Raw genomic sequence first — 7,291 nt, 5'->3', positions numbered from 1 at the left:
CACTTGACACATCACCAACAATAATAAATCCATTAAATGCTAATGTTATTATGAATATTAGCTTAGAGGTGTGTTTTCATCATGTTATTAAAAAAGAGTGGCCTATTTCTGGGATTAGCTATTACATTGTGGTTGCCTGCCTCTGGCTATGCAGAGCCGGCGTCAACAACGAATAACACTTTTTCTGAATCTGCGGAGCTTATTCGTCAAACCTATGAAGAGCAACTTTTCACATTGCCGGCATTCAAAGAGGGGCACTATGGGTTACGGATGTATCGCCAAACTCTAGATCCTAAATATTCAGCAGCGGTGTGGAGTGATCTTGCTCGCGTAGCAAGCCGACTTAATCAATTTTCCGCAGAAGTTTCAACTGCTGAACAGGTTTTTCTCTACTCTGAGCAACGTTTGGCTGGATACCTCGATGACGAAGATGAACGCAGCCAATTACGCTATATCGCCACTAAACATATGCCAGAATACCTCTACTTAGGCGTCGACCTATTAGGCTCTATGGCCCGTGCCAACGAATATGGTTTGAAACATAAAGAAGATCAGCTTTTGCGCCAAGTGATCCGCCGTTATGATTTTACTAAGTACGCCACTGATGAAGAAATGATTAAAGCGTGGGCCGCACAACTTGCTAACCAAGTCTATTGGTTACGCCAGTTAGGTGAACAAGATGTCGTACAACCATTCATTGATAGCTTTAGGAAAACATACCCAGATTCTGCTGATAAAGCACTCTCCGCGCAACAATATGGCAATAAGCTGTATGGCATGACACACATTATTTTTGCCGATTCGGAATACTATCAAAATCCCATTAAAGAGCAGCAGCATCAATGGATCTTCGACTACTTTCGCAATAATATCGATACCATTTTGCTAAGAGCGAAGGAAGATGTGGTTGCTGAAGTTGGGATCACTTTTCTACTCGCAGGTTTAGAAAAGGATCCTGTTGTAGAAAAAACTCGTCTCGCAATTCAACAAGCGATTGATAAAAAGAAAGGGATGATCCCCTCTACCTCAGGTGTGTTTGACCTTGCCGACGGAGAGCACCGCAATGTACTTGCCATTATGTTACTTGACTGGCAGAAAACCAACCAAGCGCCCACAGTGAAAAATAATCCTAAGGTATTTTCTAGCCTGCCTTATGGGCTCATCAGACAGTAGCAATAAGCGGGTTAAGCTGATTTAAGCTGGTTTGACGATACTGAGGATTTAAATAGCTTCGGGATAAGAATTCCAGTAAAAGTTGCCATCACTATCAAGCCCAACCCTACCATTTGTGTTGGCAAGTACTGCACATTAAAAAACAACTGTTGCCATAATGCGGTAAAAAGCAAATTGGTAAAAATCAACGGAGCGAGCTGCGAGCCAGAGTGTGCCAGACGGTAGGCTTTGGCTCGAAAAATTTGAGTGTTAATGACTAATATAGAGACTCCGTTCAAGGCAATAACCACAGCTAGCTGCTGCAAGCTACCCCAGGTTTGTTGAAGTACATTCACGTCCGCGGTAGGAAGAAATAACAAAGGCAGTAATAAGATTGATGCACACACAAACGTCCAAGCATTGATATCAATAGATCGCATATTACTTTTCGTCGCTCGATATAAGCTTAACTGCGATCCCGCATTCAGCGCTCCCGCAAGTAAACCGACCAATAACTCCATCCGTAAATGGATGCCCGAAACATCGCCAGCCAGCAGTAACACCCCGATAAATGTAATGGCCAAGCTCACAACCGTGCCTGCTTTCATCACTACACCAAATATTAATTTTTCTAACAAAGGAATAAACAGTGGACCAGTGCTAAACAATACAACACTTTCCACCAAAGAAAGATGCTGAAGTGAGTAAATAAAACAGAGCTGACAGCCTGCAATACATACTGAGCGAACCCACAGAGCCCGTTTCATACCTTTGGGAGGAAAACGGAAATGAGTTAAGCTCATTACTCCCAACAATATAAGCGCGGGGAGTAAAAATCGGAGAAAACTGAGACTTTGTAGCGGTATCTCATGTGCAAGAAACTTAGACAGTAGCCCTGTCAATGACAAGCTAAATGTGGAGGACAACATAAATAATGGAGCCAAAATTCGTGGGTTCATACAACTCTCCTCTAGTACAGCCATCATAGAACAATGACGAAAGGAAAAATAACGAGTAATATTAACCAAACCTGTAAGAGAAACTTACCAATGCGAAAACTACCTCCGCTCAAGTCACTCTACTCATTTATTGCCGTAGCAGAAACAGGCAGCATGACGGATGCAGCAAAGCACCTTAATGTTAGTCATTCAGCCGTCAGTCAATCAATAAAAGCATTAGAGAACCAGCTAAACCAGCCGCTATTCAATCGCGTTGGGCGTCACGTCGTACTCAATAATGCTGGTCAAAAATACTATCGGAGAATTGCGCCTGCTTTGGAGCAAATCGTTGAAGCAACTGAAGTGCTTATGAGAGATGAGCGCCATAACCGACTGACACTCAACATGGTCAACTCATTAGCGCTGCACTGGTGGATACCACGAGTTAACCGCTTTCAAGAGCATGCACCACATATAGACGTGAGAATATCGAGTTTAACAGGCACTTTTTCTCTAACATCAGAGAACGTTGATATCGCGATTGTTCATGGTAAACAAGATGAGTGGCAAGACTACTATTGTGAGAAACTTGCCGAAGATGAATTGGTGCTGGTATGCAGCCCTGAACTCATAAAACCTGACCTCATAAAGCAAGGTGATAAGCAGACGCTTTCATCCATACTTAAATGCCACCCAGCGATTATCGCTGTGAACGAGCGCCGCAAAAAAGACTGGCAAATTTGGTGCGATGCTTATCAACTTAGCATGCCAGAAAGTCGCAAAAACCTATCATTTGTTTCTTCAGCACAAGCCGTACAAGCAACTATCCGCCAATTAGGTATTTTCGTTACCCATCGCCTCTTTGTAAAAGATGACATCAAGTTAGGCCTACTACATGAACTCGGTTCCGCAGTGACTAATCCCTATCAAGACTACTACTTCGTTTGTGCCAAAGAGCAACTGAAACAAGAGAGTATCTTAGTGCTAAGAAGTTGGATCAAAAAAGAATTTGTGATGTAACTAAATTTGCGATGTAACTACAGGACGGCTTAGATTTTTTTGCTATATCCACATTTGCTTATATTCATTTTTTTATAAAAAAATAATGGCTGAAATAATGGCTTATTTGGACAACGTTAAAATAATCGACAAAACATGCTGATAATACAATAAGTTATAAGACCATTGATCACCGATTATTAATAGCCTAATGACTTAACGAAAACGCCAAATGATTAGCCATTGTATTTTTTAACTGACTCCATGCACTTCGTCCGCAAAACTCTGTTATTTATTCTAGACTTAACTCGGTATCTAATACTTTAGGATAGCATCGAGATCGAGTATGACTGAACTGGTAGGTAGACATTTAGAAGAGATGGCCAATATGCGAGCGTCACGCAAGCGTAGGGTCGTAGCCTTATGCTCGTTTGTGTCTGTGCTACTTTTCGCCTTTTATGGCATTCTTCATTTTCTTGAACAGCAATATTACCTGAGCACTTTTAATTTATTATGCTTGATCGCCATTGCCTCTAATTACCTTTATTTCTACCATCACTCTGATAACACCTCCTATGCCGATTTATTCCTCAGTGCCATCTTGTTAACAAAAGGGGTCATATTACTACTATATGGACAGCATATGGTCGGCAATGTGCTGTGGTTGTTTCCAATTATTGCGGCGGTGATCTTCATTAATGACTTTCGAATAGGCTTAGTTTTTAGCTGTAGTTTCTTTATGCTGATTGGCGTCTCAGTACAACTCTCCGGTGCCGATATTCTTCCTCAATATCTCGCCATAGATCGGTTTTTTCTCAGTCTCATCGCACTCTGTTGCATGTGTCATATTTCCTCTTACTACTACAACAAAGCGGTTTGCTATATCCAGCATCTTTATCAAGAGGGAATTGAAGACCTTGCCTACACCGACCAACTGACTGGGCTCGCCAATCGTTGGAGTTTCGAAACTTGGGCACGTGAAAAACTCTCCCAGCAGACTGATAAAAAAACCATCACCGCACTCGTCTTTCTAGACATTGATAATTTCAAGTCCATTAATGACAGCTACGGACATGAGGTCGGGGATCGAGTCTTGCAATATTTCGCCAATCGTTTAAAAAACAACGTCCGAAATAAAGACCGGAAGACCGATAAACACGATTACTCCATCGCGAGATTTGCCGGAGATGAGTTCGTGCTACTACTTTACGATATCAAAACGGTTAAGGATTTGGATGGTGTTCTCAACCGGATTTGTTATCTGTTTGAGGATAAATATCAAGGGTCAGAAATGATCAATAACCTCACCGTCAGCATCGGCGCTGCTTTGTTTCCTTCTGATGCTGATAACTTGGCCGAGCTGACTCGGTGCGCAGACAAAGCGATGTACGCAGCAAAACACAACGGCAAAAATCAATATCAGTATTACCAACATATTTCACTTGACCATACTGACGCATCTACTGCAACCCATTCAGCAACAGTGACACCAATAAAGAAAGCTAGCGAGTCATATACATAATCCACAAACCTACTGCACATACCACCACTATCCATGCGGCGTAGCGTGCTGTATTAGGTTTATTTGGTTTAGGGTGAATCACTGGCCTCATTGCCGCACGCCTTGCTGCTTCAACAATGGAAACGTCTTTATCACTGAGCTGTTCAAGCGTATCGCGATTTTTCTGCGCTTGATTAGCCACCTTGGTAAATCGGTGCATCTGCTCAAGCGTAAAATCCTCTTTGGGATCATAATGCGGATTCTGATCTTCATGTTTGGGCAACATAGACATTGGGCATCCTCCTCGTGATCCAACCTACTCTAATTATAGCCCCCCTCAAGATATGTTCGAATTTCTCGACGAAGACCTTCAAAACACAGCGCTCTTCTTTATCAGCACCTTGTCTTAGACTGATGTTATACCGACAAGGAGAATCATTATGCTAACGCAACGTGAAATAAAACAGATAATCCCCGCACAACCCACTTCGGATGGAGATGGCGTAAAAATTAGCCGCGTTACTGGCTTTAATAACGCTAATTTTTCACCATTTTTAATGCTCGATGAATTTAAATCTGATCAAAAAGCCGATTATATTGGCGGATTCCCTCCTCATCCACACCGAGGAATCGAAACTCTCACTTATATGCTAAATGGGCATTTCCAACATCAAGATCATATGGGTAATGTCGGTGAATTACGCTCTGGTGGTGCCCAATGGATGGCCGCTGGAAGAGGTGTTATTCATAGCGAGATGCCAATCATGACTGAAGGTCAGTTGCACGGTTTTCAGATTTGGATCAATCAGCCTGCTAGCCAAAAAATGGCGCCAGCGCAATACCACGACTTTCAACCCGAAACCATTGCCGAATACCACTCTCAAGAGGCTGGCCTGCTGAGAGTACTTGCGGGTGATGTTACTTGTGGCAACCAGATAGTAACTGGCCCATTAACAAAAACGGGCGTTAAATTGAGTGTGGCCGACTGGCAAGCAACACCGGGTAGCCAATTAGAGATCGTCACTCCGAATCACTTTAATGTCATGGCATTTACCTACAAAGGCAATGCACAGCTAGGCAGTAAAGTGTTGGAGCAAGGCGAGCTAGCGTTGCTCTCAAAAGGTGAGTTCTTAACATTAAAAGCCAATGATACGAGCGGAGTATTGTTGCTAATGGGGCAACCCATTGATGAACCTGTAGTGCATTATGGGCCGTTTGTAATGAACTCATTTTCTGAGATAGAACAAGCAATTAAAGACTACAACTCAGGTGTGTTTGAACAGTATTAATCATAGGATAGCCATCCGGCTGATCTTAAGTGTCATTTTGAGGTTCTCAGAAAGTTTGCCTATACTCAATTAGTAAATTTGACGAGAGGCACGAAATATGTGGGTATTGACTAGAAATATTTTCATTTCATTGGCAGCAGTGCTGATCAGCTCAACGCTTTTTGCTAACACCCTTAAGGCTGATTTTAGGCATCGACCACCAGAAATGGTGATCAGTCCAGATGGTCAAAAAATCAGCGGCCCATTAAAGGAAATCATTGAAGAAGCAGCAAAAAATATAGGCTTCGATATCGAGTGGCGAAACATTCCATTTCCTCGCAGCCTTGCTACTTTAGAAAATGGTACTGTTGACATTGTTCCACGTGTCATACGAACAGCAGACAGAGAAGCATTTGTTCGCTTTATCGGTCCTATAAGTGAGCAAACACGGAATATTGTTTTTGTCACTCGCAGTGATGGGCCAGCAATCAACAATTATCAAGATTTACGAGAGCTGAATGTCGGTGTGAAAAGAGGTACCGCTTATTTCGAAGCGTTTGATCAAGACAAAGAGATAAATAGAACGGTTGTTAATGATGACTTCAACCTAGCAAGGATGCTAGAGGCAAAGAGAATAGATACCGTTATCGTATTGGATTTACCTGCGCTAGAAGTGGAATTAAAAACAATCAATTTTAGTAACTACCAAGTAGCAACCTACTACTATCCAAACACTATCGGCAACTATTACGGTATGCCTAAAAGCCATCCACAAGCAGATGCATTACAAAACGCTCTGTCTGAAATGGTAAAAAGTGGAAGGATCGAAGCTATCTATGCAAAATTTGGCTTAACAGCTCAATAAGAAATAGGGCTTTTAAGCCCTATTTCAACTACAAATATTCGCACAAATAAGCTGTTGCTTCGGCAACTTTCAAATCAAAGGACGAATTCTCAGCGACTTCAAAAGATTCATTTGCTTTAAATGTAGACCAATGTTCATCCCCTAAACGCTTTATCGTTAACGAACCTTTGATGACTGTCATACGCTCAGGAGCGGCCGTGCCAAAGGTGTATTCGCCAGGAGCCATTACGCCCACCGAGCTGTCACCACTTTGGTGAGCAAAACCTAAAGATTTAACAGCCCCGTCGAAGTATGTGTTTTCTTTGATCATTTCTCTTCCTTGTAAAATAAACCACCAAAATATGGTGAATAACACGTTTGTAAGCCGTTTTATCTGAAATCGTAAAAATACACAAGTGGCAATTGGGATTAAACAAATAGTGAAACGCGACCTATACTGATCGGTAAGTCAACAAAATTCATGGTGCAATGTTCATCTTGTCATCCATTAGTACTAGTTTTGGAAAAAAGATCATATTTTCCAGTGTGACATTTGCTAAACCACACGACATATTCCACTCTCTAACCT

General features: G+C 42.0%; 8 protein-coding genes. 5 read left to right on the top strand and 3 right to left on the bottom strand.

Going from position 1 to position 7,291, the window contains the following annotated elements; genetic code table 11:
- The first annotated feature begins 81 nt into the window (after nucleotides 1-81).
- The gene (locus tag B9J84_RS14980) at nucleotides 82-1,173 is read left to right on the top strand and encodes a DUF3541 domain-containing protein (protein ID WP_094124469.1); all 1,092 of its coding nucleotides are present in this window, start codon (nucleotides 82-84) and stop codon (nucleotides 1,171-1,173) included.
- An 11-nt stretch (nucleotides 1,174-1,184) separates the two neighbouring features.
- On the opposite strand, the gene B9J84_RS14975 is transcribed toward B9J84_RS14980, so the two are convergent.
- Nucleotides 1,185-2,111, bottom strand: coding sequence for a DMT family transporter (locus B9J84_RS14975; protein ID WP_094124468.1), 927 nt, complete (start codon nucleotides 2,109-2,111; stop codon nucleotides 1,185-1,187).
- A 90-nt stretch (nucleotides 2,112-2,201) separates the two neighbouring features.
- Here B9J84_RS14975 and B9J84_RS14970 point away from each other — a divergent pair, with 90 nt between their 5' ends.
- A complete protein-coding gene (locus B9J84_RS14970) occupies nucleotides 2,202-3,110 on the top strand; it encodes a LysR substrate-binding domain-containing protein (protein WP_094124467.1) in 909 nt (302 codons plus the stop codon).
- 325 nt (nucleotides 3,111-3,435) lie between these two features.
- Nucleotides 3,436-4,611 (top strand): GGDEF domain-containing protein, encoded by a 1,176-nt coding sequence (locus B9J84_RS14965; protein WP_094124466.1) that lies wholly within the window; start codon nucleotides 3,436-3,438, stop codon nucleotides 4,609-4,611.
- Here B9J84_RS14965 and B9J84_RS14960 read toward each other — a convergent pair.
- Nucleotides 4,592-4,882, bottom strand: a complete 291-nt coding sequence (locus B9J84_RS14960) for a hypothetical protein (protein WP_094124465.1) — start codon at nucleotides 4,880-4,882, stop codon at nucleotides 4,592-4,594. The genes B9J84_RS14965 and B9J84_RS14960 overlap by 20 nt on opposite strands.
- 148 nt (nucleotides 4,883-5,030) lie before the next feature.
- Between B9J84_RS14960 and B9J84_RS14955 the strand changes: the two genes are divergently transcribed.
- Together B9J84_RS14955 and B9J84_RS14950 are read left to right on the top strand one after the other, a co-directional pair.
- Nucleotides 5,031-5,879, top strand: a complete 849-nt coding sequence (locus tag B9J84_RS14955) for a pirin family protein (protein WP_094124464.1) — start codon at nucleotides 5,031-5,033, stop codon at nucleotides 5,877-5,879.
- Nucleotides 5,880-5,976: 97 nt separating this feature from the next.
- Nucleotides 5,977-6,723 carry an ABC transporter substrate-binding protein gene (locus B9J84_RS14950; RefSeq protein WP_094124463.1) on the top strand — a complete coding sequence of 249 codons (747 nt, stop codon included), beginning with the start codon at nucleotides 5,977-5,979 and terminating at the stop codon, nucleotides 6,721-6,723.
- A gap of 28 nt (nucleotides 6,724-6,751) precedes the next feature.
- Here the strand turns inward: B9J84_RS14950 and B9J84_RS14945 are convergent, their stop codons facing one another.
- The gene (locus B9J84_RS14945; RefSeq protein ID WP_026027338.1) at nucleotides 6,752-7,033 is read right to left on the bottom strand and encodes a pyrimidine/purine nucleoside phosphorylase; all 282 of its coding nucleotides are present in this window, start codon (nucleotides 7,031-7,033) and stop codon (nucleotides 6,752-6,754) included.
- Nucleotides 7,034-7,291 lie beyond the last annotated feature (258 nt).

This window comes from Vibrio sp. V03_P4A6T147 (genome assembly GCF_002241085.1).
In the GTDB taxonomy this organism is placed as follows: domain Bacteria; phylum Pseudomonadota; class Gammaproteobacteria; order Enterobacterales; family Vibrionaceae; genus Vibrio; species Vibrio anguillarum.
The sequence above is the reverse complement of the archived record's forward strand: the minus strand, read 5'-3'. Positions and strand labels throughout refer to the sequence as shown.

Excerpts from the sequence above, each read along its gene's own strand:
- B9J84_RS14950 (WP_094124463.1), top strand. The coding sequence starts at position 5,977 with ATGTGGGTATTGACTAGAAATATTTTCATTTCATTGGCAGCAGTGCTG.
- B9J84_RS14975 (WP_094124468.1), bottom strand. The coding sequence starts at position 2,111 with ATGAACCCACGAATTTTGGCTCCATTATTTATGTTGTCCTCCACATTT.
- B9J84_RS14980 (WP_094124469.1), top strand. The coding sequence starts at position 82 with ATGTTATTAAAAAAGAGTGGCCTATTTCTGGGATTAGCTATTACATTG.
- B9J84_RS14960 (WP_094124465.1), bottom strand. The coding sequence starts at position 4,882 with ATGTCTATGTTGCCCAAACATGAAGATCAGAATCCGCATTATGATCCC.
- B9J84_RS14970 (WP_094124467.1), top strand. The coding sequence starts at position 2,202 with ATGCGAAAACTACCTCCGCTCAAGTCACTCTACTCATTTATTGCCGTA.
- B9J84_RS14965 (WP_094124466.1), top strand. The coding sequence starts at position 3,436 with ATGACTGAACTGGTAGGTAGACATTTAGAAGAGATGGCCAATATGCGA.
- B9J84_RS14945 (WP_026027338.1), bottom strand. The coding sequence starts at position 7,033 with ATGATCAAAGAAAACACATACTTCGACGGGGCTGTTAAATCTTTAGGT.
- B9J84_RS14955 (WP_094124464.1), top strand. The coding sequence starts at position 5,031 with ATGCTAACGCAACGTGAAATAAAACAGATAATCCCCGCACAACCCACT.